Source organism: Clostridium sp. FP1, from assembly GCF_011065975.2.
Lineage (GTDB): Bacteria > Bacillota > Clostridia > Clostridiales > Clostridiaceae > Clostridium_AD > Clostridium_AD tagluense.
Window position 1 is genome coordinate 4,391,292 of the sequence record NZ_JAAMNJ020000001.1, and the last position, 26,549, is coordinate 4,417,840.

Annotated in this window: 23 protein-coding genes and 10 tRNA genes; 7 read left to right on the top strand and 26 right to left on the bottom strand. The window is 31.7% G+C overall.

Annotation, left to right across the window (positions count from 1 at the left end):
- Positions 1-197: 197 nt before the first annotated feature.
- Positions 198-1,013, bottom strand: coding sequence for a sugar phosphate isomerase/epimerase family protein (locus G9F70_RS20885; RefSeq protein WP_164945595.1), 816 nt, complete (start codon positions 1,011-1,013; stop codon positions 198-200).
- Positions 1,014-1,029: 16 nt separating this feature from the next.
- Entirely contained in the window at positions 1,030-1,872 is an 843-nt protein-coding gene (locus G9F70_RS20890; RefSeq protein WP_164945596.1) for a hypothetical protein, read from the bottom strand.
- Between the two features lie 617 nt (positions 1,873-2,489).
- On the opposite strand from G9F70_RS20890, the gene pflB reads away from it, so the two are divergent.
- The 4 genes from pflB to G9F70_RS20910 all read left to right on the top strand — a co-directional run bounded on the left by pflB (position 2,490) and on the right by G9F70_RS20910 (position 6,866).
- On the top strand, positions 2,490-4,718 hold the full coding sequence (gene pflB / locus G9F70_RS20895; protein ID WP_164945597.1) for a formate C-acetyltransferase: 2,229 nt from the start codon (positions 2,490-2,492) through the stop codon (positions 4,716-4,718).
- A 135-nt stretch (positions 4,719-4,853) separates the two neighbouring features.
- Positions 4,854-5,579 carry a pyruvate formate-lyase-activating protein gene (pflA, locus tag G9F70_RS20900; protein WP_164945598.1) on the top strand — a complete coding sequence of 242 codons (726 nt, stop codon included), beginning with the start codon at positions 4,854-4,856 and terminating at the stop codon, positions 5,577-5,579.
- A 617-nt stretch (positions 5,580-6,196) separates the two neighbouring features.
- Positions 6,197-6,460: a CD3324 family protein gene (locus tag G9F70_RS20905; protein WP_164945599.1), complete on the top strand. Its 264-nt coding sequence runs from the start codon at positions 6,197-6,199 to the stop codon at positions 6,458-6,460.
- Between the two features lie 193 nt (positions 6,461-6,653).
- Positions 6,654-6,866, top strand: a complete 213-nt coding sequence (locus tag G9F70_RS20910) for a hypothetical protein (RefSeq protein WP_224617722.1) — start codon at positions 6,654-6,656, stop codon at positions 6,864-6,866.
- Between the two features lie 390 nt (positions 6,867-7,256).
- On the opposite strand, the gene pyrE is transcribed toward G9F70_RS20910, so the two are convergent.
- From pyrE to pyrB, 7 genes are all read right to left on the bottom strand, one after another.
- Positions 7,257-7,823, bottom strand: a complete 567-nt coding sequence (gene pyrE, locus G9F70_RS20915; RefSeq protein WP_224617723.1) for an orotate phosphoribosyltransferase — start codon at positions 7,821-7,823, stop codon at positions 7,257-7,259.
- A gap of 62 nt (positions 7,824-7,885) precedes the next feature.
- On the bottom strand, positions 7,886-8,782 hold the full coding sequence (locus tag G9F70_RS20920; protein WP_164945601.1) for a dihydroorotate dehydrogenase: 897 nt from the start codon (positions 8,780-8,782) through the stop codon (positions 7,886-7,888).
- The gene (locus G9F70_RS20925) at positions 8,775-9,452 is read right to left on the bottom strand and encodes a dihydroorotate dehydrogenase electron transfer subunit (RefSeq protein WP_263577374.1); all 678 of its coding nucleotides are present in this window, start codon (positions 9,450-9,452) and stop codon (positions 8,775-8,777) included. The genes G9F70_RS20920 and G9F70_RS20925 overlap by 8 nt, the downstream gene beginning before the upstream one ends.
- Before the next feature lie 139 nt (positions 9,453-9,591).
- Complete coding sequence (gene pyrF, locus G9F70_RS20930; protein WP_164945603.1) at positions 9,592-10,455, bottom strand: orotidine-5'-phosphate decarboxylase; 864 nt, start codon at positions 10,453-10,455, stop codon at positions 9,592-9,594.
- Positions 10,456-10,497: 42 nt separating this feature from the next.
- The gene (locus G9F70_RS20935) at positions 10,498-11,694 is read right to left on the bottom strand and encodes a dihydroorotase (RefSeq protein WP_164945604.1); all 1,197 of its coding nucleotides are present in this window, start codon (positions 11,692-11,694) and stop codon (positions 10,498-10,500) included.
- Between the two features lie 124 nt (positions 11,695-11,818).
- The gene (locus tag G9F70_RS20940) at positions 11,819-12,253 is read right to left on the bottom strand and encodes an aspartate carbamoyltransferase regulatory subunit (protein ID WP_164945605.1); all 435 of its coding nucleotides are present in this window, start codon (positions 12,251-12,253) and stop codon (positions 11,819-11,821) included.
- Complete coding sequence (gene pyrB / locus G9F70_RS20945; protein ID WP_164945606.1) at positions 12,253-13,179, bottom strand: aspartate carbamoyltransferase; 927 nt, start codon at positions 13,177-13,179, stop codon at positions 12,253-12,255. Before pyrB ends, G9F70_RS20940 begins: the two co-directional genes overlap by 1 nt.
- A 341-nt stretch (positions 13,180-13,520) precedes the next feature.
- On the opposite strand from pyrB, the gene G9F70_RS20950 reads away from it, so the two are divergent.
- Positions 13,521-13,949 carry a hypothetical protein gene (locus tag G9F70_RS20950; protein ID WP_164945607.1) on the top strand — a complete coding sequence of 143 codons (429 nt, stop codon included), beginning with the start codon at positions 13,521-13,523 and terminating at the stop codon, positions 13,947-13,949.
- Positions 13,950-13,990: 41 nt separating this feature from the next.
- Here G9F70_RS20950 and G9F70_RS20955 read toward each other — a convergent pair whose 3' ends face one another.
- The 14 genes from G9F70_RS20955 to G9F70_RS21020 all read right to left on the bottom strand — a co-directional run bounded on the left by G9F70_RS20955 (position 13,991) and on the right by G9F70_RS21020 (position 18,847).
- Positions 13,991-15,214, bottom strand: a complete 1,224-nt coding sequence (locus G9F70_RS20955; protein WP_164945608.1) for a hypothetical protein — start codon at positions 15,212-15,214, stop codon at positions 13,991-13,993.
- Positions 15,215-15,555: 341 nt separating this feature from the next.
- Positions 15,556-15,632: transfer RNA gene (locus G9F70_RS20960), tRNA-Arg, on the bottom strand.
- A gap of 54 nt (positions 15,633-15,686) precedes the next feature.
- Positions 15,687-15,760, bottom strand: a tRNA-Gly gene (locus G9F70_RS20965).
- Between the two features lie 5 nt (positions 15,761-15,765).
- A tRNA-Gly gene (locus tag G9F70_RS20970) sits at positions 15,766-15,840 on the bottom strand.
- A gap of 24 nt (positions 15,841-15,864) precedes the next feature.
- Positions 15,865-15,948 (bottom strand) — tRNA-Leu (locus G9F70_RS20975).
- Between the two features lie 15 nt (positions 15,949-15,963).
- Positions 15,964-16,039, bottom strand: a tRNA-Lys gene (locus tag G9F70_RS20980).
- A 4-nt stretch (positions 16,040-16,043) separates the two neighbouring features.
- Positions 16,044-16,118: transfer RNA gene (locus G9F70_RS20985), tRNA-Gln, on the bottom strand.
- An 8-nt stretch (positions 16,119-16,126) separates the two neighbouring features.
- Positions 16,127-16,202, bottom strand: a tRNA-His gene (locus tag G9F70_RS20990).
- A gap of 4 nt (positions 16,203-16,206) precedes the next feature.
- Positions 16,207-16,283, bottom strand: a tRNA-Arg gene (locus G9F70_RS20995).
- 29 nt (positions 16,284-16,312) lie between these two features.
- Positions 16,313-16,386 (bottom strand) — tRNA-Gly (locus G9F70_RS21000).
- Positions 16,387-16,398: 12 nt separating this feature from the next.
- Positions 16,399-16,474 (bottom strand) — tRNA-Pro (locus tag G9F70_RS21005).
- Between the two features lie 264 nt (positions 16,475-16,738).
- Positions 16,739-17,209 carry a metallophosphoesterase gene (locus G9F70_RS21010; protein ID WP_164944137.1) on the bottom strand — a complete coding sequence of 157 codons (471 nt, stop codon included), beginning with the start codon at positions 17,207-17,209 and terminating at the stop codon, positions 16,739-16,741.
- A 31-nt stretch (positions 17,210-17,240) separates the two neighbouring features.
- The gene (locus tag G9F70_RS21015) at positions 17,241-17,837 is read right to left on the bottom strand and encodes an XTP/dITP diphosphatase (protein WP_164944136.1); all 597 of its coding nucleotides are present in this window, start codon (positions 17,835-17,837) and stop codon (positions 17,241-17,243) included.
- Between the two features lie 35 nt (positions 17,838-17,872).
- Positions 17,873-18,847 carry an AIR synthase family protein gene (locus G9F70_RS21020; RefSeq protein ID WP_164944135.1) on the bottom strand — a complete coding sequence of 325 codons (975 nt, stop codon included), beginning with the start codon at positions 18,845-18,847 and terminating at the stop codon, positions 17,873-17,875.
- A gap of 93 nt (positions 18,848-18,940) precedes the next feature.
- Here G9F70_RS21020 and G9F70_RS21025 point away from each other — a divergent pair, with 93 nt between their 5' ends.
- The gene (locus tag G9F70_RS21025) at positions 18,941-20,320 is read left to right on the top strand and encodes a hypothetical protein (protein ID WP_164944134.1); all 1,380 of its coding nucleotides are present in this window, start codon (positions 18,941-18,943) and stop codon (positions 20,318-20,320) included.
- A gap of 474 nt (positions 20,321-20,794) precedes the next feature.
- Here the strand turns inward: G9F70_RS21025 and G9F70_RS21030 are convergent, their stop codons facing one another.
- The gene (locus G9F70_RS21030) at positions 20,795-22,477 is read right to left on the bottom strand and encodes a peptide ABC transporter substrate-binding protein (protein ID WP_164944133.1); all 1,683 of its coding nucleotides are present in this window, start codon (positions 22,475-22,477) and stop codon (positions 20,795-20,797) included.
- 225 nt (positions 22,478-22,702) lie between these two features.
- Between G9F70_RS21030 and G9F70_RS21035 the strand changes: the two genes are divergently transcribed.
- Entirely contained in the window at positions 22,703-22,972 is a 270-nt protein-coding gene (locus G9F70_RS21035) for a hypothetical protein (RefSeq protein WP_164944132.1), read from the top strand.
- Between the two features lie 58 nt (positions 22,973-23,030).
- Here G9F70_RS21035 and G9F70_RS21040 read toward each other — a convergent pair whose 3' ends face one another.
- Positions 23,031-23,816 (bottom strand): hypothetical protein, encoded by a 786-nt coding sequence (locus tag G9F70_RS21040; RefSeq protein WP_224617724.1) that lies wholly within the window; start codon positions 23,814-23,816, stop codon positions 23,031-23,033.
- A gap of 690 nt (positions 23,817-24,506) precedes the next feature.
- Positions 24,507-26,501, bottom strand: coding sequence for an NAD-dependent DNA ligase LigA (ligA, locus tag G9F70_RS21045; protein WP_164944130.1), 1,995 nt, complete (start codon positions 26,499-26,501; stop codon positions 24,507-24,509).
- Between the last annotated feature and the right edge of the window lie 48 nt (positions 26,502-26,549).

A 26,549-nucleotide genomic window follows, 5' to 3' on the forward strand; every position in this document is an offset into this window, starting at 1 on the left:
TATAATCTATTTACATTTTAACTCCCATAATAAGTAAAATATTCTATATAATGTGCTTTAAAAATTGTATGGCTAATAATTGTTTACTCTTCCAAACTATCGTTAAATCATCTCCTGCGGAGCTGTAATTAACGACTTCAGAAGGGGATTTAGACTTCCACTAAAGTTTTCTTTTTATTGTAATATGTGACACCCACCTATAGAAGTTGGTGACTTCCTTCTGAAATGTCATTAAAGCTTTCATAAATATTTTTTTTTGCCTTTGTAAGTTGTTCATAATTTGAATAATTGTTTTTGTAAACTTCAATAATCCCTTTCCCACTATATCCTACGCTTTTAAGCTTACTTGCTATATCTTTATAATCTAAATTTCCTTCTCCTGGTAAAAGGCAAGATGAATTTTCATCTCTATCATTAATATGAAGGTTCACTATATTATTACCCATAAGATTTATATATTTTTCTAGAGGAATATTAGTTCTATAAGCTTGTTTTAAATCCAAAGTAAAATATATTGGATATTTACATTTTTCAGATAAAAGCGTTAAAAAATTCAAATCAGAAGACATACACCAAGATACATTTTCCTGTGCTAATTTAATGTCTGACTCTATTGCAATATAGGACAGTTCATTATATATATCTATTACAAATTTAGTGTCTAATTCATTAAAATTCACATAGCGCATACCATGAAAAGTATAGCAACTTGCTCCTAAAACCTTTGCCGCCTTGCAAACGCTTTTAAAATGTTTTAACATATCCGTTCTTCGTCTATCGTATTTATCAAAAAGATAGGGCTCAAAAGAGCTTGAAAATGCATGAACCGAATTTACGTTGAATTCATAGAATTCTTTTTTTTCTAAAAGTATCTTCACAAACTCCTCTGAGTACTCACTCCATGTATTTAAAAATATTTCACCATGATTAAATCCTAATTCTTTCATCTTTACTATACTGTTTTCTGTATGTAAATCAGGATAAAAGCAGGCTGACGATAATCCTATATCCATAATTAACCTCTTTCCCCTATTCTATTGTTTCTCCAGTGGAAGTTACATATACCACATTACCATCTATAAGTGTAGTAAGCCCCTTAGGAGTAATGTTTTTAAAAGTGATGCTTTTGCCAGATTCTTGTTTTACCTGCGTATGAAGATTACTTTTGAGATTCACCTTCCATATATATTGTACTGCGCTTTCGTTTATCCAAGGTAATTCACTAACATATGCAATGTTATCTTCATCAATGAATTTAGGCGTAATGGACCAAATGTAGTTTTTATGAGTTTTAAATAGTTCATCCTTTGAAAACATTTGCCCCTTGCTAGATTGATGTGTTTTTTTTGTAATGTCTTTACTCGCCTTGTTTACATCAACATATAGAAGATCCTGATTGTTTCTGCTCTGTATAACTATGGATTTCTTACTTGGACTTATATCATATGAAATATTTTTATCATCGGTTATCCCTTTTATGGTTTTTTCTGCCACATTAACACTAACTTCAATACTGATTTTTTGCCCATCAGATAGTGCTACAACAAACACTTCATTTTTCAAAGCTGCTTCTACTTTTAAAGCTTTTTCTGCTTGAACCGCTTTGCTTTTTTCAGAATCTGATTGTGGTTTAACAATATGTGGTGTTTTTTCCACTTGCACTTCACTACTTAGTTTGTCTTTGGCTTTATTTAATAAGATGCTATTTATACCATTTTTCATACTTGTCCCACTATTTTTTAGTGCTTCAAAATCTGTAATCAAAAATATAGTTAACCCTATTATAGGGACAATAATCAATAGCACTATTTTTCTTTTTCTTTTTTTTATTTCTTTCTTATAATCCTTGCTAAACATGCTAGGTTTGCTCATATTTTAAAACCTCCATTCTAATATAGAATATATCAATACATTACTTATTATAACGCATTATAATTGAAAAGAATATTAATTTTTCTAGATTTATTGTGTGTTTCAAAGCGACAAATCTCTCTTTCAAATTCTAATGTTAGAATCACGCTAAATTTAAAATCCTATAAATCATTGTATCCTTAACCAATTTACATATTTGCCTGTTTAAAACAATACAATATTCTATTGTTTCGCATTAAAACAATTCTGTTTCATTATTTATTTTTAATATAATCTACTGTTAAATCCTTATATTTAAACACTCTTGAAATTATTAAAATATTCTAAATTTTAAAACTTTTATATAATCACTTGAACTGTTTCACTTTTAATATTACAATATATTATATTGACAAGTTAAATTTTAAATAACATTTATAACTGTTATTTATTTTGTGAATCTTATATAACTTTTACTTTTATGTATTAACAAATACAATAAAATATTGTATAATATCTTAAACAGTATTGATTGTCAATTAATACTTATTATTTGATTTATTTACTCGTTTGGTTTTATACTTTAAGAATTATTATAGAAAATAATCTGAAATTAATGTATTATAAGGAGGAAAAAAATGTTTAAACAATGGAACGGTTTCAAAGGTGATGAATGGAAGAATAAAATTGATGTAAGTGACTTTATTCAAAAGAATTACACTTTATATGAAGGTGATGATAGTTTTTTAGTAGGAAAAACAGCTAAGACTAATAAGGTTTGGGATAAAGCTTATTCACTTATTTTAAAAGAGATTAAACAAGGTATTATAGATGTAGAAACTAATGAAATTTCAGGAATAGACAATTTTGCTCCTGGATATATAGATAAAGAAAATGAAGTAATTGTTGGTTTCCAAACAGATGCTCCACTAAAAAGAATAGTAAACCCATTTGGTGGCTTTAGAATGGTAGAACAATCACTAGAAGAATATGGTTTTAAATTAAATAAGGATATAGAAAATTTCTTCCCTAAATATAGAAAAACTCATAACGAAGGAGTTTTTGATGCATACTCTCCTGCTACAAAAGTTGCAAGAAATGTAGGACTCCTAACTGGACTTCCAGATGCATATGGTCGCGGAAGGATAATAGGAGACTATAGAAGAGTAGCTCTTTATGGAATAGATTTTTTAATAGAAGAAAAGAAAAAAGATTTAACGAAGTTAACAGGACTTGCTACTGATTCACTAATAAGACATAGAGAAGAAGTAAGTATGCAAATAAGAGCTCTTGCTGCAATAAAAAGCATGGCTTCAAAATATGGAGTTGATATTTCAAAACCGGCTACTACAGCAGTAGAAGCTACTCAAGCAGTTTATTTTGGATATCTTGCAGGAATAAAAGAAAACAACGGTGCTGCAATGTCTCTTGGAAGAACAACTACTTTCTTAGACATTTATATGCAAAGAGACTTAGCAGCAGGCATATTAACTGAGGATGGATCACAAGAGATTGTTGATCAATTCGTAATTAAACTTAGAATGGCAAGACATCTTAGAACACCTGAATACAATGAATTATTTGGTGGAGATCCAAATTGGGTAACAGAATCAATAGGCGGTGTAGCCATTAACGGAAAAGCAATGGTAACAAAAACTTCCTTTAGATTTCTTCATACATTAACAAATTTAGGATCAGCACCAGAACCAAACATGACTGTGCTTTGGTCAGAAAAATTACCAGAACCTTTCAAAAAATATTGTGCTAAAATGTCTATTGAAACAGATGCACTTCAATATGAAAATGATGATGTAATGAGACCAATATATGGAGAGGACTATGGAATAGCTTGCTGCGTTTCTGCTATGGAAATTGGTAAGAGGATGCAATTCTTTGGAGCTCGCGCAAACCTAGCCAAATCATTATTACTATCACTTAACGGTGGAATGGACGAATTAAAAGGTAAGCTTGTAATACCTGGAATCGAAAAAACAACTGATGAGATTCTTGATTACAAAACAGTTAGAGCAATGTATTCAAAAGTTTTAGCCTATGTTGCAGAGATGTATGTAGATACAATGAATACTATACATTATATGCACGATAAGTACGCTTATGAAGCTGGTCAATTATCCCTTCATGATACCGACCTAAAATACTTCATGGCATTCGGTGTAGCAGGACTTTCAGTTGCAGCTGACTCCTTAAGTGCTATAAAATTTGCTAAGGTATCTCCAATAAGAAATGAAAATGGAATAACAGTTGACTTTAAAATAGAAGGAGATTTCCCTAAATATGGAAATGACGATGACAGAGTTGATGATTTAGCTGTTAATCTTATTAAAGAATTTAGTGATGAGCTTAAAAAACACCCAGCTTACAAGAACGCTGAGCATACACTATCTGCACTTACTATTACCTCTAATGTTGTTTATGGTAAAAAGACAGGAGCAACTCCTGACGGAAGAAAACAAGGTATACCACTTGCTCCAGGAGCAAACCCAACACAATGCCACGATGAAAATGGAGCACTCGCATCATTAAATTCAGTTGCTAAGATTCCTTATAGAAAATACTGCCAAGATGGAGTTTCAAATACTTTTTCAATAGTACCAGCCGCACTTGGGATAGATGAAGATACAAGAATAAATAATCTAGTTTTCCTTTTAGATGGCTATTTTGCACAAAGTGCGCACCATTTAAATGTAAATGTCTTAAATAGAGACGTTTTAATTGATGCTATGGAAAATCCAGACAAATATCCAACATTAACAGTAAGGGTATCAGGATATGCAGTTCACTTCAATAGATTATCAAAAGAACAACAGCTTGAAGTTATTAGCAGAACTTTCCATAAAAAAATATAATTAGTTTTTTATATAATATGAGAGATGCTTATTCTTATAAGCATCTCTCGACTTATATAAAAAAACTAATTATAAATTTCATTTTATGTTATTTAAAAATTGATTTTTATACACTAGTGCGGAGGAGGAATATATATGGTAAAAGGTAACATTCATTCTATAGAAAGTATGGGACTAGTTGATGGTCCTGGGATAAGAGTAGTTGTTTTTTTTCAAGGTTGTAAATTGCGATGTGCCTACTGCCATAACCCTGATACATGGAGTCTCAGTGGTGGCACAGAAATGACACCCAGCGAAATTGTTCAAAAGATTATTAGATTCAAGCCATATTTTGATCGTTCTTCTGGCGGAGTTACTTTCTCTGGCGGTGATCCATTAATGCAACCTGAATTTCTTCTCCAGTGTTTAAAATTATGTAAACAAAATGGCATTCATACTACTCTAGATACCTCTGGTTTTGGTAATGGTGACTATGCTGATATATTAGAATATACAGATTTAGTTCTTTTAGATATAAAACAGACAACTAGTAAGGGCTACGTTAATTTAACCGGTAGAGATACAGGAGATATTAATTTATTTTTAGAAGCTTTAAGAAAATCAAAATCTAGGGTTTGGGTAAGACATGTTGTTGTACCAGGAATTACAGATTCTGTGGAACATATAACTAAAATTGCTAAAATAATTAGTGAAGAAGTTCCTAATTTAGATAAAGTCGAACTCCTTGCCTATCATGTTCTAGGAGTAAGTAAATACGAAGCTCTATCAATTCCTTATAAATTAAAAGGTGTAGAGCCCATGGATAAAGATAAAACTAAGGAACTTCAAATATTAATAAATAATTTACTAAACCTGAAATAATATTTAGTGCAATCATTATCCCTTTTTTCTTATAGAATGCTATAACAAAAGTATATATTGCTAAAATGCTTTCACTTCGCCAAGTAATTCTAAGATTTATTTTATTTTCAGCTGCTAAAAAATGCAAACTCGCTTACGCTCAAACATGCATTTTTCTTTACGCACCTGCAAATAAAATAAATTTTGAATTACTAAGGCTTGTTCAAATGCATTCTACGCAATATATACTTTTGTTAGCATTATCTAAGAAAAAAAGGTCTTTGCTTCTTTCATATTTTTGCTGCCAATTGTGAAAATATCAATGTGCTATTTATAGTATTAAATTTGAGAAATTTAGAAAAGTATATAATTTCATGTAAAATACTGGTACAATATTTATAAGAGTTGTTTCGCAATTGTAAGTTAGTTTTATAAATAGGATATGTTTTTAAAAGGAGGTACTAGAATGGCTAAAACATTTGGTTTTGTACATATCATGCTCCATGCAAAGTCTGCTTAATGAGCATTGACGATACCTTACATGGAGTATAATAGAATTATTTATAATCGTCGATATTCATTCTAGTTGAAACAGACTTTGCATCCTTAATAACATTAAATTAAGGAGCTGAGTTAGAATGAAATATATTAAAGCTTGTGATATATTCCCAAAATATCTTTTAGAAGAAATTCAACAGTATACTGAAGGCTGTATTGTCTACATTCCTAATAAAACGGGAAATCGTAGGTCCTGGGGTGACATGACAGGCACAAAAACCAAATTACAGAACCGAAATATGCAGATTAAAGTTGACTTTAAGGCTGGTATAGTCATTGATGAATTAGCTGAAAAGTACAGTCTCTCAGTTGAATCCATAAAAAAAATAATTTACTCTCGGTGAAGATATACCCCTGGCATAATAATATGGCAGGGGTATGTCTTATATTTTTATAAAAAATTCTAGGAATATACACTTACGCTTTATCATTGTAAAGTATATATTATAGCCGGGGTATAAACCAGAACTTGATTTGTGCATATTGGACACGGAAGGAAAGCCAGTGGGAATTGCTATCATCTGGTATAATGATAAAATGCCTTATTGCGAATTAGAGCCACTTGGAGTTGTATGGTGGTCTAGACGAATAGGAATAGCAAGAGCGTTGATATATGAGGTAGCCAACCGTGTTATGAAGATGGCACCACAGTGTAGGGGAATGCTTGGAGGCGACCAGGCATTTTATTGGGATTTAAATTTTAAAGTTGAAACAATTAATGAAGTTTGGGATTGGAGCAGAAAATTTTAACAGTGCGTAATCTTCATATATTATTGCGCGAAAATTTTAAATAAAATTGTAAATAGGATACATAATTTGATTTTGAGATGTAAGCAACTCAATAATTCATGATCATAATGTCCTTTTAAAAATAATATGAGATAGGTAATTTATCCGAAGTGACTTGCAATACGAAACGCAGAAACTATTGAAATTCCATTTACAAATTCTTCATTTGCGAATATAAAATTCTCGTAAGCCTGCCAGGACGGCAGGCTAGCGAACCTGAGCCAGGATGGCGAATGTGAGTGTTAGAGAATTTTATATTCGCAAATGATTAGAATTTGTTAATGGAATTTCTAGTTTTAAGTTCGTTTGCAAGGCACGCAGGAGAAATTTCCTATCTTTTTTATCATGTATTTATTTTATATTTCTACTACCTGGTTTTATATAAGCCGTTCCTTCTTTACAAAGTGGGCAATCGACCGCATCATAACTTTCAATATCTAGCTTTATAGCGCTATAGATAGGATAAGGAGTAGTGCTACTTCCTCTATCTACAATACAACATATCCCAACTACTTCTGCGCCAAGTTCCTTTAAAACTTCTATTGTTTCTAGTGAAGATTTACCAGTAGTTACTACATCCTCTGTAATTAAAACCTTCTGACCCTTCTTAATTTCAAATCCCCGTCGCAGTTCGAAGGTACCGTTAACTCTTTCAGTAAATATAGCAGGCTTTCCAGTTTGTCTACCTACTTCATAAGCCACTATTATCCCACCCATAGCCGGTCCTACTACCACATCAAACTCTATATCTTTAATTTTTTCTACTGCTACACTTAACACTTTCTCAGCCTTATCTGGATATTGAAGCAATTTTGCACATTGGCAATATCTATTACTGTGTCTTCCCGATGATAACAGAAAGTGACCCTCGAGTAGTGCTCCTGATTCTTTTAATATATCTAAAACATTAATGTTCATAACATAACCTCCCATTTTTTTACTAGCTCACTGTGAACCTTCACTTTTAACTTCTAATTGTATTAAATAATTCCTCTAATCTCACTTAAATCTTTAATACCTTCGCGTATCATATAATTTTCTATTCCATCTATTATATCATTGCAAATATCCGGTTTTATGAAATTCGCAGTTCCAACTTGAATTGCTTGTGCACCTACCATTATAAATTCTATAGCATCTTCAAAAGAACATATACCGCCCATACCAACAACCGGTATGTTTACAGCCTTGCATACTTCATGAACCATTCGGAGTGCCATAGGCTTTATAGCAGGTCCCGATAGCCCTGCATATATATTATTAAAAATTGCTTTTCTTTTATGTATATCCACTGCCATACCCTTAAAAGTATTTACCAGGGACAATGCATCTGCTCCAGCGGCGCAGCAACGGTACGCCATATCTACTATATTCTCTGCATTTGGTGAAAGTTTTACCATAAGGGGTTTCTTGCAAATACTTTTCACTTCCCTAACCATTTCATAGGCTACCTTTGAATTAATTCCAAAAGCCATACCTCCACATTTTACATTAGGGCAGGATATATTTAATTCAACTATATCTATAGCCTCATTATTTAATCTCTCTATGGCAGCCATATATTCTTCTATATTGCCACCTCCAACATTTGCAATTATAGCTGTATTATATTCCTGCATCTTTGGAAGCTCTAATTTTATAAATTTTTCAATACCTGGATTTTGAAGCCCTACACTATTTAACATTCCACCTCTTGTTTCAAAAACACGTATGCCATCATTACCTTGTTTTTCATTAATTGTAAGTCCTTTAGATGCTATGCCACCCAATTTTCCGATATCAAAATATTGATTATATTCGGCTCCGAATCCAAAAGTACCAGATGCCGCTATTACAGGGTTTTTTAAGTTCACACCACATAATTCCACATTAATCATTAAAAATCAAATCCTTTCCAAGAAAAACTGGACCATCTTTGCAGGTTCTTTTGTTTCCACCCTTGGTTTTACAAGTACATACAAGACATGCACCTATCCCGCAGGCCATATGAGTTTCCATCGACACATAAACAGTTACATTAGCATCATTGCATAAACTTATAACCTTTTTCATCATAATTTCTGGTCCACAGCATATAACTGTTTCATATTTTTGTGGATTTATTATATCTGTTATATATCCCTTATGCCCTTTTAAACCACTTTCTGTGGATAAGTAAACTTTATTTACATATTTTTCCACAGAATCCACAGAATAATCCACAGTTCTAAATCCAGAATACAAATCTATTTCACAGTTTGTAAGGCTTTTTATAAGATAAATAAGTGGCGCTATGCCAATTCCTCCAGATACTACAGCAATTTTCCCTTTTATTTTCTCTACATCAAATCCATTTCCTAAAGGTCCCATTATCTGAACTTCCTCATTTTCCTTTAATTTACTAAGAAGCTTTGTACCTTTACCTACTATTCCATATAAAAAGCTTATTTTCTCTTCGTCTACATCATAAACACTTATAGGTCTTGGTAATAACGGTTCAAGGCCACCTACCTTTAACATAAAAAATTGACCCGGCTTTACGTTAAATTTGCCCTTTATAGAAAGCATATAAACGCCTTCACTTATTTCAACATTTTCATATATTTTCTCTACGCAACATATCAAATAAACTCCTCCAGTATGTTAATAAAAATCATGTACTATCTTTTTTACATTCTGATTTTAATAAAAATTAGAGATTACTTTACTACTTTGCAGCTTTTCTTATTTCATCTCGCATTTTTATTGCCTCTTCTCTAGCAAATTGTTCAAAATGACTCCATCCATTTTCTACTTTCTTATATGCAAGTAAAATACTTCTAGAGGCATTTACCACTCCGCCATTTCCATTTTTCAAATATATGGCCACATCCTCAGCCCCGCCACCTTGTGCCCCATAACCTGGTATTAAGAAAAACATTTTTTCCAGGTCTTTCCTCATCTTTAATCCTTCATCTATATGAGTGCAACCTATAACTCCACCTAGCGCGCTATATCCACATTCACCCATAAATCCACTTCCAATTTTTAATAGTTTTTCCCCTACAACATCATAAACCCTTTTATTTTCTTTGTTTTCTATATACTCTATATCCTCTGCCCCACTATTTGAGGTTCTTACTAATGAAAACAATCCCTTTTCCTTGTTTTTTAAATAAGGAAGATAAGGCTCTATACTATCCATGCCCATATATGGATTTACAGTTATAAAATCACTTTCAAAATCTCCTTCAAAATGGGCTTTAGCATACATTTCCGCAGTTTTTGCAATATCTCCTCTTTTGATATCTGCAATAACAATGCCGCCTTTATTTTTTATATAATTTAAAGTATCTTTATATACTTTTAAGCCTTTGAGTCCAAGAGCTTCATAATATGCTATTTGTACCTTATAACAAGCTGCTACATCAAATGTGGCATCAATTATTTGCTGATTAAATCTATATAAGGCATAATCCTCATATACAAACTTATTTTTAAATTCTGTTGGTAAGTATTCCAATGCTGTATCAAGTCCTATGCATACGTGACCTTTCTTTTCTACACTTTCAAATAATCTATCTATAATCATCAGTTACCCCACCTTTGCTATTTTATTTATAAATCAACTGCTTTATTTAAAGGTTTTAGCTTTATAAACTATATTTCCTGCCTTAATGGTGCACATTACGGTTCCCATTACACTCTTTCCATCAAAGGGAGAATTCACTCCTTTTGATAAAAACTCCCTGGCATCAATATTATACTTAGTTTTAGTATCTAAGAGCACCAAGTCTCCATCAAATCCTATTTTAATTTCACCCTTATTTAGTCCCATAATTTTAGCTGGGTTTTTCGACATCAGTTCTGAAAGTTTATTTAGAGTAATATGTCCTTCACCTATAAGTTTAGTGAAACATACAGGAAAAGAAGTCTCTAGCCCTGATATGCCTGGTGCCCCTTTTATTTTATCCTCCATACTATGCGGTGCGTGGTCAGTGGCTATAACATCCACAAAACCATCTTTTATAGCTTCGATTAAGAAAGTTACATCTTCTGTTTCCCTTAGTGGAGGGTTTACTCTATACTGAGTTTCCGAAGTTAATGCTAAATGATGTGGTGTAACTTCGCAGGTTATCCTTGCACCCTGCCGCTTAGCCACTATAATATCATTCATAGCCTCTTTTGTACTAACATGAGCTAAGTGAAGTTTACAACCTGTGAATTTTGAAAGTGTTATATCTCTTATTGTCATGAGATTTTCAGCAAGTCTAGTATCAATGTCTACCAATTCTTCATTTTCAGCATGGGATATTATTGTTAAATTCTTTTCATTGGCCACTACCATTGCATTAAGCATTACAAGGCTACTAGAAACTCCTCTGCCATCATCTGATATAAATTTCACTTCATTAGTTAGCTTCTCTAGGTGATCTATAGATTGCCCCAATAAATCCTCTGTAATAGATGCACATTGATGAATATCTACAAGATTTATTTCTCTAGCTTTTTTTAATACCATATTTATAGTGTCCATGGAGCTACATACTGGCTTTGTATTTGCCATAAGATTTATGGCAGTATATCCACCACGTACCGCCGCTTTACTTCCAGATAATAAATCCTCTTTATAAGTGTATCCAGGTTCTCTAAAATGACTGTGAAGATCTACAAAAGAAGGAGCTAAAATATATCCCTCTCCATCTAGAACCTCACAGTCTTTTTTTAGTTTTTTTCCTATTTCACATATTATTTCATTTTTTATATATACATCGGAAGTAAAATCCTGTGATGAATCAACTATTCTTGCATTTTTAATTAGTAATTCCATAATTATGTCTCCCTTCATACTACATTGTGACACAGGTTAATATACTTTTATTAACCTGTTATTTATTCCAATGTACCTAAGATTTATATGTAGGATCTAAATTACAATTTAGATCCTACATGCTTTATAATCTACTTGTAGGGTTATTAATTTCATCGCAATATATACATCTGTACTCGCCCTTTTGTCTATCCGCTAAATAGAAGCTATGCAAAACTTCTTGCTCTACAGATGTTATACATCTCGGATTATCACATTTTATAACATGCTCAATTTTATCTGGCAATCTAAGTTTAACTTTATTTTCAATTTCTTCTCCAGATATTATATTTATTGTTATGTTAGGGTCTATAAAACCTAGTACTGTAAAATCTATATCAATTTCGTTTTCTATCTTAATTATATCTTTGTAGCCAAGCTTCCCACTAGGTGCATTCATAATAAGGGCTACTGTAAAATCAGCATTATCAAGGCCTAAATATTTAAATATCTTTATTCCAACACCGGCTTTAATATGATCTATTACTATTCCTCTTTTTATACTATTTATTGTCACCATTATTTCTCCACCCCCAAAAGCTTAGCAATAAGTGCCATTCTTGCGTACATACCATATTTTGCTTGCCTAAAGTAACACGCCCTTGGATCAGTATCAATTTCTACAGCTATTTCATTAACTCTAGGAAGTGGGTGAAGAATTATCATATCTTCTTTGGCGCTTTTCATTTTGTCTTTATCTAATATATAACTATCTTTAAGTCTTATATAATCATCCTCATTAAAAAATCTTTCTTTTTGGACTCTAGTCATATACAAAATATCTAAATCAGAGATAACATCTTCTAATTTTCGAGCTTCCAGAAATTCTATATTATTTTTTCCCAATACTTCTGTTTTAATGTACGTAGGAATTGTTAACTCATTTGGTGAAATTAGTACGAATTTGATGTTTTCATATCTTGACATGGCTTTTATTAATGAATGAACAGTTCTACCAAACTTTAAATCCCCACAAATTCCTATGGTTAAGTTTGATAATGTTCCTTTGATATTTCTTATGGTTAAAAGATCTGTTAGTGTTTGAGTTGGATGTTGATGTCCGCCATCACCTGCATTTATTACTGGCATCTTTGAATTCATGGATGCAACCTTCGGAGCTCCTTCTTTTGGATGTCTCATAGCTGCAATATCTGCATAACATTCTACTGTTCTTATAGTATCTGCTACACTTTCTCCTTTTGCTGCTGAACTTGATTGTGCCTCAGAAAAACCTAATACTTGACCTCCAAGTCTTAACATTGCCGCTTCAAAGCTTAATCTTGTTCTTGTACTTGGTTCATAAAACAATGTTGCCAAAATTTTTCCATCGCAAATATGCGAAAACTTTTCAGGGCTTTTAATTATTTCATCTGCATAATCAAAAATCTCCTCAAGCTCTAGCAGTGTAAAATCCATTGGGTCAATTAAGTGTCTTCCTTTTAACATATACATCTCTCCTTCTCAGCCTCTCCGGACTAAATTTAAAGGTACTACAATCCTTTTAATATTGTGTTCATTTATTTAATAATTACTAAATAAAAAAACGCCATCTCTATTATGAGAAGGCGTAGCAATAACAATATAAAACATTTGCTTCCTTCTCAGCCTCTCGGACTAAATTAAAGGTTATTTATTTATTCTTTTATTTATAGTACTACATCTTTTCATTCCTGTCAACCTAAATACGCAAAATCCTTACTTGTTTTATTTACTTATTTGTTGGTTTATGAGATAATGATTTAATAATTAAATAAAAAGTATATTATTAAAATTGAGGGGGCATAAGCATGGGACAAAACGCTAAATTATTTCAACAATTTATAAATGAAAATACTATACCTATGGTTACTAATAACAATATTGAAGGGTTTACGACTTTTGTTATTCCTGAAGAACAAGCAATTAAAAATGCTAAAGTTAAGGTTGTAGTGGCTATAACTGATGACGACGCCTACGCTGATATGTACATATATGATATCGCTAATGTTATTAATGATGATACTGTAAAAGCAAAATTATATAAACTCTTAAACGACCTTAATAGTTCTTATAAATTCATATCTTTTTATGAGGTAGACAATATAATAAATGCTAAATGCTGCATACCTTTTAGTACCAATTTTGATGCACAATTAGTTTTTAATATCCTTTCAGTTCTATCTAGTGCTGTAGAAGATGAATATGATAACATCATGAAAACCTTATGGGATAAATAAAAAAAAGCGTCATAAACAATTATTGTTTATGACGCTTTTTTTTATTTAATAGGTAGTTCTGTTGAAACCATCTTCATTATATCAGTATAGTTAAATGAATTGGTTGAATTTACTTTTGGCAATACAATATCAACTTTTCCATTTATATTAGTCATATCAGTATTAAAGTCCACAGCTATAGTGTATATACCAGTAGGATTGCTTATGCTGCTAGCTTTTGAAGTATTTCCAGTTAATTTAATTATGTTAGGTAAATCAACAACAAATTCAGCATTTCCCTTTTCCTTTATAATATAACCATCTTCATTAACAGTATATCTAATTCTTATTCCATTATCCCCAAGAATTTTTAGTTTATCAATAGAATCTAGTGATTTATCTAAACTTGCGAGTCCTTGTGGCCATTGAGTTGTTAAGTTATCAAATGCTTTGTTTACTTCATCCTTACTACTTTTATCTGCCGTATTAGTTATATCACAAACTGACATTATAGCTGTCATATAATCCTTAACGAAGTTCATAGCATCCGTATTTTTAGAAAGATTATTCAATGTATAATGCATTAGCTCCTTAAAGGACTTATCAGTTAATCTCACTTCATAAGTATCTGTAGATTTCATTTTATTATCTTCTAAAAAGCTTTGACCTCCTACATGTTTAACATAATCTGTAGTTGGATTAAATTGTTTTGCATACTTAACCATAAAATCAAGAAATTTAGGTTGAAATTCTTTACTAAAAGACATAAGTTTTTTATAATCAGTTTGAGGCATACCTTCTGAACTTGGCATATCAGCTAAATTCATTACCATATAATCTTTACCCTGTAACTCCTTTGGAAATTGAGAAGCCATTAATTGAGGAATTTTAATTACCTCATTAACTACAGGTTTATCTCCAGCTGCATCCACATCAGCCCAAATACTCATATTTATAGGATCAGGCATTTTCCCCAATTGTAAAACCATATCACTTTGCATCTTAGAAACTGTTTTTTCTTTATTCTGATTAATTTTAGTTAGCATAGAAATATTCATTCCATTTATCATAGGCAAGGTTGCATTCATCATTTCCTGTTCCTGTGCCGACATATTAGAACCTGAAACTTTTACAGAAATATCAGTTTTACTCTGCATAGAATTTATTGTTTGAGATTTTCCAAAGGCATTCATAAGTTCTAATCCACTACTTGAACATCCAGTGAATAATGAAGCTGTCATAATCAAACCCACACTTAATGCTACTACTTTTTTAATTTTTTTCATTTTTGTTTCCCCCTATTAATATTATATTTTAATATTTTCAATTAGTACTACTCCATTATTACTAATATATTTCTTTACCTCCTACATTTATTCCATAAACTTGTACCTTTAATTATATTACATATATTAAATTTGTAAATACATTGTTTCCAAACTATACAAATACTTGACTCAAATGTCATTTTTCATGTTTAACATTTATTCTACCATTATATAGAAAAGAAGTAAAGGTGAATTTTATAAAATAAACTTGAAATATGAAATTATACTAAAATATCTGTACAATGGCAAAAAATATAGCAAGATCTACATTTCTGTAAACCTTGCTATTTAATCGCTTTTGGTGCGCCCAGCGGGAGTCGAACCCACGACCTTCAGATTCGAAGTCTGCAACTCTATCCAACTGAGCTATGGGCGCAAAATAAAATTAATTTTTAAAAAAGTCTTTAGTATAAATACTAAAGACTTAAATTGGAGCGGGTAGAGGGAATCGAACCCTCGTAATTAGCTTGGAAGGCTAACACTCTACCATTGAGTTATACCCGCGTATTTGGAGCGGGAGACGAGATTCGAACTCGCGACGTTCACCTTGGCAAGGTGACGCTCTACCACTGAGCCACCCCCGCATGTTGTTTGTTTATAAATAGTAATGGTGCAGGTGAAGGGACTTGAACCCCCATGCCGTAAAGCGCTAGATCCTAAGTCTAGTGCGTCTGCCATTCCGCCACACCTGCGAATAATTACTATTTTGGTGGCTTACCGGGGAATCGAACCCCGGACACCATGATTAAAAGTCATGTGCTCTACCAACTGAGCTAGTAAACCATATTGGCTGGGAGGGCAGGATTTGAACCTACGAATGCCACAGTCAAAGTGTGGTGCCTTACCGCTTGGCGACATCCCAACAATAAATGGGGTGAAAGATGGGACTCGAACCCACGACAACCAGAATCACAATCTGGCGCTCTACCAACTGAACTACTCCCACCATATGGTGTGTCTTAAGGGATTTGAACCCCCGGCCCACGCCTTAGAAGGGCGTTGCTCTATCCAACTGAGCTAAAGACACTTATATATTTATTATATACCTAAGCATATTGGAGCGGGTAGAGGGAATCGAACCCTCGTAATTAGCTTGGAAGGCTAACACTCTACCATTGAGTTATACCCGCATATTTTTTTAATGGTCGGGGTGACAGGGATTGAACCTGCGACCTCATGGTCCCAAACCACGCGCGCTCCCAGCTGCGCTACACCCCGATATACATTAAGTCTTTATAAAACTATTAAATACGCTAAATTCACTCTAACCTCATAAACTTTTGTTTTTAATGTTTTTTTGTGACGACATGGATTATTGTACACCACATATGCTAATACGTCAATACTTTTTTAAACTTTTTCTCTTGAATATTTAAATAAGTTTTACCAAAGCATCTTTTTTTTGTTTTAACACATACTTAATTGCTATTAAAAAAACTGTAATTTTGAAGGTACAGTTTTAAAAAACTATTTGCAAAAAAACTAAATTCTTACTAAATTAGATCCTATGGATTCCCCCTGGATATCTATAATAGCAAAACTCGGGGCTGCATCTCTTGGCTCCGATGCACTGCCAGGATTTATATACCATATTCCTTCTTCAAAATCTATTTTTCCAATATGAGTGTGCCCATATAGAACTATATTAGCTCCTGTTTCTAGAGCCTTATATCTTAATTTTAACAATCCTTCTTTTACATTATACCTATGACCATGAGTTAAGAAAATCCTTTTTCCACAAATATCTTCTACCCTATCATCGGGCGTGCTTGTAGAAAAATCACAATTGCCTTTCACATTAATTATTCTTCCCTTAAAATACTTCTCTATAATTAATATATCATCTACATTATCACCTAAGTGTATAATCACGTCTAATGCCTTTATTTTGCCTGCTAGCTGCTCTATGCAGCTAGCATTCCTATGTGTATCACTTATAACACCTATACGCATTTAAAATCACCCTCTTCATTGATGTTCGGACCTATATTAATTTTTCAAGCTCACTTTTTAATTTATCTAGTGCCCTTCCCCTATGACTAATAGAATTTTTTTCCTTAGTGCTTATCTGTGCAAAAGTTTTATTAAATTCTTTCACAAAAAATAGTGGATCGTATCCAAAGCCTTCTTCCTCTCTAAATTCAGCTGTAATCATTCCTTCTACTTCCCCTTGCACCTTTACTATTTTATCTTCATTAACTATAAGTACCATTGCGCAAATGAACTTAGCTTTTCGCTGTGACTCTTTAGCACCATCTAAAAGATATAATAATTTTTCATTATTTGCTTTAGTATCTCCATGAACACCTGCAAACCTAGCTGAAAAAACGCCTGGCTCACCATTTAATGATTCCACTGATAAGCCTGAGTCATCTGCAAGTACCATATTCCCATCAGCTATTTTGAAAATTTCACTGGCCTTTATCTCTGCATTGTCCATAAAGGTACTTCCCGTTTCCTCTACATCAATATTAATTTTAGCTTCTTTCAAAGATAATACTTCAAAAGGAAATTGTGATAACATTTCCTTTATCTCTATAATTTTATGCTCATTATTACTAGCAACTATTAATTTTTTCATTTTTTTCCTCCTCCTAGTTCTCTAATCGTAAATAACTATATACTAAATAACTCATCTCTAGTAGGTGGCAAAACGTCTTTTTGAATCTCATCCGTTACTAATATACCTCTAGATTCAGTTATATTTCCTATCACTGTAGCTTGTATTCCTTTACTAATTAATTCCTCCACTAGTTTTTTTCCACAAGTAGCAGTTATTAACATGCTTCCTGAAGATATAAACTTCAAAGGATCAATATTAAGCCTTTCACAAATTTTAATTGTAATATCACTAATTGGCATTTTATTATTATATACCTTAAAGCCTAAATTACTAGCCTCTGCAACCTCCCACAAGGCTCCGAGCACTCCACCTTCTGTTATATCATGCATTGAATTAACACCAAGCTCTCCAGCTATACGGCCCTCATTAACCACACTAATACTATTCACATAGTCTTTTGCTTGTTCTATTTCCTTATGAGTTAAAAGATCTCTTACCCTATCCAAGTAATCATTTGCTATAATTGAAGTTCCTTCCATACATAACAGTTTGGTAACAACAATTTCATCTCCAAGCTTTGCTCCTGAAGTTGCCACTGCGCCACATGCTTTTCCTTTACCTATTGCTGTACAAGAAACTACTATTCTATTCACAGCCGCTGTAACCTCAGTATGCCCGCCTAATATTTCCACGTTCAGTTTTTTTGTTTCTTCGTCAATTTCTTTCATAATATTTTTTATATCTTGAAGGGTGGATGTAGGCGGCACAAGAATCGTAACTAAAATACCTACAGGTTCAACTCCACAAGAAGCTATATCGTTGCAGTTTATATTAACTGCCAATTTACCTATATTTTTATCTGCTCCTGTTATTGGGTCAGTGGATACGACGCACTCATATTCACCAAAATTTATGACACTGCAGTCTTCCCCTACTCCACTTCGAATTCTTACGTCATCACGGACAACACTTTTATTATTATCGATTATTTGTTTTAAATCATCCCAATTTAATTTTCCAATTTTCATATAAATTCTTCCTTTCTTATTTTATAAAACTAGCACATTTTAACAATTGTAATCATATTATCTATATAAGGACTAATTTATGGTGGTGATATTTTGAAATTTCTAGGACCTTTTTTAAGAATCAATACATTAAACGAAAATAACATAAAAAATCAATTCTTTTACTTATCAAAAGAATCATTAAAAGATATAGTTTTCGACTCTAAATGTGGGATATATATTCCCGCACGGGATTTAAAATCTAAATCTTTTTCTAAGATTGATATTAACACAATTAATTTAAATTCTCCACTTTTATGTATTTATAAAAAAGCAGATGCTAAATTAAAATCGCAAGACGGCACGTTACTTTGGAATGAAAACAAGGTAAAAAAAGAAATAACTATTAATAGCAATGCCTTCATGACTTTATCACTTTTAGAGCTTGTGGACTATTATAGTAGCTTTAAGAACATTGATAATTCTAAATATGCTTTAAGCCCTTTATACCTTAAGCTATGCAACGAACAATTAGAATTTTATGCTTCTTATTTTCGAAATAAAGATGGGCTCTTTGTTGATAAAGTGGATTTAACTGATCCAATGAACCAAGAATTTAATTTTGAAAATAAAAACAATAAATTTAAATTTTCTGATCAAGCTTTCATGATGGCTGCTTACTACAAATATTCTTCTTATGATAAAGACAACCCTGAACACGAGTATGAAAAATTTGCTCTAGATATCCTAAATATGTTTATTCAATATAAAGAAGAAATTTATAATGTTTCTTTTGAGGAGCTCAACAAGATATGCCTCGCCTTAAACGTTTTCTACAAATACTCTGGTCTAGAAAAATGCGAAAATTTATTACTAGATTTTTCAGACCTACTTATAGAGCAATATAATACTAAGCCCTCTATAATTATTAATGCCAAATTGGATTATTCCTGTATGCTTTTTATAAACTGCACACTTTTATATAATAATACTTCATTGCACAAATTTAAAGCCACTAGCGATGATTTATATGAAAAGCTCACAAAATTATATGAAAGTAATAAAGGTATTTTGCTAAAGGAAAGTAATGATAAAGAAATAAATTACACTTGCGATGAACTCTTGCTATATATGTATAGCTTAATGATTTATTCTGATTTTAATAATGTGGAAGAAAATTCTTATATGCTTCAAGATATTTTTAAACATCAAATAATAGACTCTGGCCTAGTTTTAAGTTGGCCTGATTCTCCTTCTTTAGATAGTACGGAGCACTATAGAAATTTTTCACTAAAATCAGAAGACTTACTCCAAGAAGAAGATTTTAGAATGTCTACTATAGCAACCCCTGAAAGTAATGAACTAGCATCTGTCTTCATTAAAAACGTGGTATATAATAAACGAAAAGATACCTTTAAACAAAGTAAATCATCTTTTGATAGCAGTAAAAATATGTTTATATTCTTCTTATCAATATTTTTCCGCAACCAATAAGTATCTATTAAGTTATAATAGTTTTTCTTATATTATGCTATAAAGTCAAGTATATATTGCTAAAATGCTTTCACTTCACCATGTAATTCTAAAATTTATTTTACGCAATATATACTTTTGTAAGCATAATCCAAGAAATAAATTTCTACTTCGTTATCTTTACATCCTCTAATCCTTTCACTATATATTTGAACGCCTTCTGTAGATTTATTGTTATTTTATTTAAAACATTTTTCAATACATCCATTAATTCTCCCCCTATATTTTTTTTACAACTTGATATTATTTAACACTTATAATTGTATCATAATATCTCAAAAATGTAATACTTAATATACTTTAACACATATTGGAGTTTATAGAAAAAATAAACCATCGTCAGCACCTATCACTACATGCTAATGACTTTGATGCATTCATGTCGGTAATGTTTATACTTGAACACAAGTAGTGTGATATATAAATTGTCATGTATCAATTATCAAGTTTGCGAAGTCCCTTCGCAGTATTATCCTCTTTATAAGCATAATCAAATATTAAATTCCCACCTTTAGTGGTATAAATATTTTTAACATTTTCTTTCTTACAAATAACTGTATTAACTATATATACAGGTATACATGGCAAATCTTTTGCTAATATTTCTTGTGCTTCATTATAGAGTTTTATTTTGTTTTTTTTATCCTTCTGCAATAGCGCACTTTTAATTATTTTATCATATTCTAAATCCTTGTATCCGTAGATGTTATAGCTTGAGCTGGATGTCCATCTTGAAAGTAATTTATAAATATCTCCATATTCTTCATCAATTCTTGAGAATAATATATTATAGTCTCCCTGCTTTGTGACTTTATTAAGCTCATCTTTTGCATATCCTTTGCAAACTACATTTACATCTAGATAATCTTTTAAATCTAAATATCCTTTAATATTTTTAGCTATTTCATCTAAGTTTTCTTTAATGTTTTTAGCTATTTCTTTTGCTATCCTATCATCAAGATTTTTATTTTCATATACTATAATTAATTCTGCTTTCTTTTCATAGTTGTAGGTCTTTAAATATTCCTTTAAATATTTTGCACCTTTATCTTTACTCCCAAACACATCAAATATCAGTTTACTACTATCCTCATTAACCACGCTAGAAGTGGTATAATTTATTGCTGGAACCGCCAAATCTTTTGATATAGTTTGTATAATAAATTCCTTAGATATTATTGCACTAATTGCATTTCTAAAATTATTATCTTTTACTGTATCTTTAGTATTTAAATTAAAAGTTAGATAATACATACTCTTTGTAGGCACAGCTATAGTTTTCTTTTTCATACTAAGAGATTTTCCTTCGCTTATTGGTGGACTAACAAATACATCAATCTTTGAGGTATCACTAACCCTAGTAGTTTCAAAGTCTGCTAATGTTTTTTCCTCATCCTTTATGGTTGTAAACAGCATTTCATTGCTAACAATTTCACTTTTCCTCCAATACTTTTCATTCCTTAATAGATATATTTCTCCATATTCATTTATCTCTTTTATAATAAATGGACCGCTATATTGAATGTCTTCGTAGCTATTTTTCCAGTTTCTCTTATTCATATTAGTTTCCCTTAAAGTGAAAACTGGATTACTAAGAATATTTAGAAAATAATCATTAGGGCTATTTAGTCTTATCTCTAAAGTTAAATCATCCTTTGCTAAAATAGCAACTTTGTCAGATTTTACTTTTCCCATGCTAAAATCCTTAGCTCCAAATATACAGTATAATTGCTCAACAAAAACATTGTTTTTTTCCAATAGAATATTGTGAAAAAACCTTACAAAATCTATGGCTTTTATAGACCTTCCATCGCTATAATGAAGGTCCTTTCTTAATTTAAAGGTATACCCTATTTTATCTACTGAAATATCAAATCTTTCTGCCATAGCAGGCACTATTTCTCCATATTTATCTTCACGTACCAACCCTTCAAATAAAGCTAACAACAAATCTTTTTCTCTGATATTATCACTATTTAGCATTAACAAATCTGAAGGCACCTCTCCCAAGTTATAAACTAAATATTTTCTAGAATTTGTAGGCTTTACTTTCTTCTCAACACATCCACTACTTAACATCATTATAAAAATTAATATTATGCATAATAACTTTTTCATAATTACCTCCAATTGGATCTTATCAAAAGTATTAACCTTTCATGTATGAAGTAATCATATTTATAGCAAAAAGATTGAAATTCCATTTAAAATCATGAACTTAGGGCTGTTACTGAAAAAACTCTTAATCAATGTGTTAGCTTTTTGTACTTTAATTATGCTATAATATACACATATATATTTACATAATTTATGTAATTAAAAGGTATATAGGGGGAATTTTTTATGCTAATCTTAACTATTAAAATAATTGCTATATGTGCCATGTTAACTTTTATGTTTATCGGAATTTGGGGTTTCATTTTACTAATTAAAATATATGACCAGTTAAGATATAAAAATTATTTAATGGAGAAACTTATACAGAACACCTCTAAATTATCTTTAGCCCATGAAAATATAGCCCAACCTAAAAAGGATATTGAAGCTTACGATACTTTTAATCTCACCGAAAAAGAAATATTAGACCTTAACATAAAAAAAGACGCCATTTGACGTCTTTTTCTTTATAAACTATTATAAATATCTACGGGTTATTTACTAAGCCCATAAATTAATTTATCGCTGCTGTATCTTTTACTACTGGTGCTGTAACTGGTTCTGTAGCCGGTGCTACTTCCTTTACCGCTGATGCTGTATCTGGTTCTGTAGCCGGTGCTACTTCCTTTACCACTGGTGCTGTATCTGGTTCTGTAGCCGGTGCTACTTCCTTTACCACTGGTGCTGTATCTGGTTCTGTAGCCGGTACTGGTACTGGTGTTGGTGTTGGTGTTGGTGTTGGTGTTGGTGTTGGTGTTGGTGTTGGTGTCAATATCACTTTAATTATTTTGTCTATATCACCATTTAATTTTACTAACTTTGCATTTCTGTCCTTTAATTTTGTTATATGAGCATCTAGCACTTTTTCAAAGTTTTTCTCTCCTTCGTTTATTAACTTTAATTCAATACCTTTACCCAAAATTTTAAGCCTTTCTTTTAATGATTCTTTTTGTGCTTCTATTTTATCTATCTTACTTTTTTTCACAACACTTCCTACTTTAATTAGCTTTACATCTATCTGTTTTTTAAGTTCGTAATTAGCCATTTCTAGGCCTTTTATTTGATTCTTTTTAAGAGTTATCCTTGCTTTAAATTCTACAGTACTTTTAGGTTGTTCCTGATTTTTCCTACCCACTATATTTTTAAGGTTTTGTAAATCAGTTGCTAGTTTTTGTCCTTTTTGTTCTAACTTACTTGGACGTTCTATTATTTTTAGAGTTCTAGCACTAACTGTTAGTGTTGGCACTGTAAATGATGACACTGCAATTGCTATTACTAAGTTACACATTTTTTTATTCATACTAATACTCCCCCTTGTTTTTTGATAGTGTAAACACTATCTTTGTTTTATTTTAAAAAACATTTAAATATTTACATTACATCGCCCCCTTTTGCCCTTGTAAATCAATTTATTTTTTTAATAGGTTATTTCAATTATATTTTTATTTCTTATTGATTTACTTAAATCCCATACCTTTGATAAAATCAAAGATATGGGATTTAAAGGTACATAATTTAAAAGCTCATCTCTAATAGCATCATTAATATATTTCCTTTGTTCGTTATCTACTTGTCCTAATTAAATCATCTCCTGGGTCGCTGTAATTAACGACTTCAGAAGGAGATTTACCCCCTTGTAGACCTCTGGAGCAGATAACAATTCTCAATTGTTATCCCTCCACTGAAGTTTTATTTTTGTTGTAGTATGTGACCCCCATTTATAGAAGTGGGAGACTTCCTTCTGAAATGTCGTTAAAATTATATACATATATTTATTATACATAAAAACGGAGTTTTTTGCCATGCATTTCAGAAGATTTACTTTTGTTACATTATTTATAAATTGAAATTGCTTTTAAGATAAAACAAAAGCACCAGATAAACTAGATGCTCTTTCTTATACTTTTCAAACTATTTCCTTTGAACCTAGACTATACATTTGTATACTTTTTTAAAGTAAAATAACTATGTTCATTACTTCGCATATTAGCTATTTTAACATATTTACTAATTCCTCTTCAGATATAACTGTAATTCCGAGTTCCTCCGCTTTCGCACGCTTACTTCCGGCATTCTCTCCTGCTAACACATAACTGGTTTTACTCGAAACAGAACCTGCTACTTTTCCTCCGTGCTTCTCTATCACTTCTGTAGCTTCATTTCTCCCCATAGTAGTCAATGTTCCAGTTACAACGAAAGTTAATCCATCAAATCGATTATCCACCTGTTTTAAGTCTTCTACAGCCATATTTACACCATATTCTTTTAACCTGTTAATTATTTCACAGTTTTTATCATCTTCAAAAAATCTTAGTATATTTAAAGCACTTATTTCACCTATATCAGAAACTTCTTGTAAGTCTTCCAAAGATGCATTTTTCAAATTTTCAATAGATTTATAATGATTCATTATTGTTTTAGCTGCTACTTTTCCAATTCCAGGAATTCCCAGGCCTGCCATAAGTTTTTGTGCTTCATTTCCCTTTGATTTTTCTATAGCCTCTAGCAACTTATCTGTATTCTTTTCTTTTCCAATTATACCCTGCTCTATAAGCTCTTCCCGATAGTTAAACAGTGAATATACATCAGCAATATCTTTAATATATCCCAAACAAATAAGTTCCTTAACATATGCCGTGCCAAAACCTTTTATATCCATAGCAGTCCTACCAACAAAATTAATAATGTGTCTTTCTAATTGCGCCAAACAATTAGGATTTGTACATTTGATGTCAGCCGTATCTTTTTCACGAACAGTTGGTGCCCCGCATACCGGACAAATGCCAGGAATCTTAAATCTATTTAATTCGCCAGCACGTTTTTCTTTAACTACAGATTTAATCTTTGGGATAATTTCTCCTGATTTGTATACAACAATTGTATCTCCAATTCTTATATCTAAATCATCTATAAAATCTTGATTGTGAAGAATTGCTCTAGATACAGATGTTCCACATAACCGAATTGGCTCAAATATTGCTGTGGGAGTAATTCTTCCGGTTCTTCCTACTGATACTTCAATATCGATTAATTTTGTTTCTTTTTCTTCTGGAGGGAATTTATAGGCTATAGCCCATTTCGGAACTTTTGAAGTATTTCCAAGTTTTTCTCTCTCCTCTAAATTATCGATTTTTATGACAACTCCATCAATGTCATATGCTAAATTCCCTCTATCCTCTGAGATAGCCTGAATAGCATTCCACACTTCATCAGCTGTTTTACATTTCACATAATTCTCAATAACTTTTATGCCTTGCTTTTTCAGCCACTCATAACCTTCTGTATGGGACTTAAATTCAATTCCTTTGATATCTTGAATATTAAAAATAAATAGAGATAATTCTCTTTCCTTTGTTATTTTACTATCCAACTGTCTTAATGTGCCTGCGGCACAGTTTCTAGGATTGGCAAATATTTTTTTATCTAATAACTCCTGTTGCTGATTAACCTTATCAAAGGCTTCATTTGCCATATATACTTCACCACGAATTTCCAGGTATGGAATAGGGTCTTTTAGCTTCCGTACAACATCCTTAATTGCTTTAGCATTTTCAGTGACATCCTCACCTTGAATGATTCCATCACCACGAGTCACGGCTACGGTTAAAATGCCCTCTACATAACGTAAAGCCATTGACAAACCATCAATTTTAAGCTCGACAACAAAAGTTGGACTCTCTAGTTCTCCAATCTTTTTATTTACATAAGCATAGACTTCTTCTTTGGTAAATACGTCTTGCAAACTAAGCATCGGGACATTATGTTTTACGAGTACCCCAGCTTTCCTTTTAGCGTTTCCACCTACTCTTTGAGTTGGCGAATCTAAGGTGATAAGTTCTGGATGCTTCTTCTCTATTGCTTTAAGCGTAAGCATTAATTGATCGTATTCATAATCTGATATTTCCGGATTATCTTCGTTATAATATCTATCACTGTGATATTTAATTATCTTTTTTATTTCGTTAATTCTATCTTCCACACTCATACACTACACCCTTTCCCATAAAATCTAAACCTTACTATTAAGTATACC